Source organism: Empedobacter sp. UBA7252 (genome assembly GCF_002472765.1).
Classification (GTDB): Bacteria; Bacteroidota; Bacteroidia; order Flavobacteriales; family Weeksellaceae; genus Empedobacter; species Empedobacter falsenii_B.
Map to the genome: position 1 here is coordinate 27312 of NZ_DKSQ01000048.1, position 1621 is coordinate 28932.

Genomic DNA, 1621 nt, shown 5'->3' on the forward strand with positions numbered 1-1621 from the left:
AGCTTCTTGCTCCATCCAGTCAGTTGTAGCTGATCCTTCGTGAGTTTCTCCAATTTTGTGATTCTTACCTGAATAGAATAAGATACGCTCTGTCGTTGTAGTTTTTCCTGCATCGATGTGAGCAGCAATACCAATGTTTCTTGTGTATTTTAAATCTCTTGCCATCTTGTATTAGAATCTAAAGTGAGAGAATGCTTTGTTAGCTTCTGCCATTTTGTGAGTATCTTGACGTTTTTTAACGGCAGATCCTTCCTCTTTAGCAGCTGCAATAATTTCTCCAGCTAATTTTTGAGCCATCGATTTCTCGTTTCTGTTACGAGAATATTTGATTAACCATTTCATTGCTGTTGAAATTTTACGGTCTGGACGAATTTCCATTGGAATTTGGAATGTAGCTCCACCAACACGGCGAGAACGTACTTCTACGTGAGGCATTACATTAGATAATGCTTCTTTCCAAATGTCTAATGAAGTTTTTTCTGCATCTTCTTTACGAGAATCTACGATTTCTAACGCATCATAGAAAATTTTGAATGCTACAGATTTTTTTCCGTCGTACATTAAGTTGTTTACGAAACGAGTTACTAACTGATCATTAAATTTAGGATCTGGAAGTAAAGGTCTTTTTTTAGCTCTTGTCTTTCTCATCTTACCTTAAATTTATTTTTTAGCATCTTTAGGACGTTTCGCTCCATACTTACTTCTACGTTGAGTACGTCCGTTTACTCCCGCAGTATCTAACGCTCCACGTACAATGTGGTAACGCACACCTGGTAAATCTTTAACTCTACCTCCTCTAACCAATACTATCGAGTGCTCTTGAAGATTATGACCTTCACCACCGATGTACGCGTTAACTTCTTTCCCGTTTGTTAATCTAACACGAGCAACTTTACGCATTGCTGAGTTAGGTTTCTTAGGAGTTGTAGTGTAAACACGTGTACAAACACCGCGGCGTTGTGGACATGATTCCAATGCAGCCGATTTACTCTTCTTGGTTAGTTTTTTTCTACCTTTTCTAACTAATTGTTGAATTGTTGGCATACTAATTAAATTTCCTTTTAAATTTGGATTAAACCCATTTTTTGGGCATGCAAAACTACAAATAATTTATACAAAAACAAATAATAATGGATTTATTTTACATTGATTTATAATTTTTTAAAGAATTATAAACTATATTTTACAGAATTTTAATTCAAGAATAACAAAACAAGTAAATTATCAATAAACCTAATTTTTGATAAGTGATAGTATCTTATCTACATCTATTGACAACAAAATTTATTAAAACTTTATCCTATATTATTTTTCTCTAAGCTAATAACTTTTCGTATTTTTAATTAATCTGAATATCATATAATTATCGATATATTTTAATAAAAACGTTCGCATAATATTTATTTAATGTTAATTTTACATTAGAAAAATTAATTTTGCACTTCAAAACATTATTGAATGTCGGTAAACTCATTTTTTAAATTATTTACTCCGAAGGATAAAGTATTCTATCCTTTGTTCGAGGAAGCTTCAAAAAGTTTAATCAAATTAGCTGAATTGTTACATGAATGTGTAAACGCTCCAGTTGAAGAACGCGAAGATTACATCGCGCAAATTTCTA

Annotated in this window: 3 protein-coding genes; all 3 read right to left on the reverse strand. The window is 32.4% G+C overall.

Translation table 11 applies throughout. From position 1 onward, the window contains the following. On the reverse strand, nucleotides 1-165 hold a 165-nt coding region (locus B2X73_RS07355), incomplete at its 3' end, for a GTP-binding protein (RefSeq protein WP_291096103.1). A gap of 6 nt (nucleotides 166-171) precedes the next feature. Next, complete coding sequence (gene rpsG / locus B2X73_RS07360) at nucleotides 172-648, reverse strand: 30S ribosomal protein S7 (RefSeq protein ID WP_019974210.1); 477 nt, start codon at nucleotides 646-648, stop codon at nucleotides 172-174. Nucleotides 649-660: 12 nt separating this feature from the next. Then, complete coding sequence (gene rpsL / locus B2X73_RS07365) at nucleotides 661-1044, reverse strand: 30S ribosomal protein S12 (RefSeq protein ID WP_019974211.1); 384 nt, start codon at nucleotides 1042-1044, stop codon at nucleotides 661-663. Nucleotides 1045-1621 lie beyond the last annotated feature (577 nt).

Coding starts and splice junctions, on each gene's coding strand:
- rpsG (WP_019974210.1), bottom strand. CDS start 648: ATGAGAAAGACAAGAGCTAAAAAAAGACCTTTACTTCCAGATCCTAAA.
- rpsL (WP_019974211.1), bottom strand. CDS start 1,044: ATGCCAACAATTCAACAATTAGTTAGAAAAGGTAGAAAAAAACTAACC.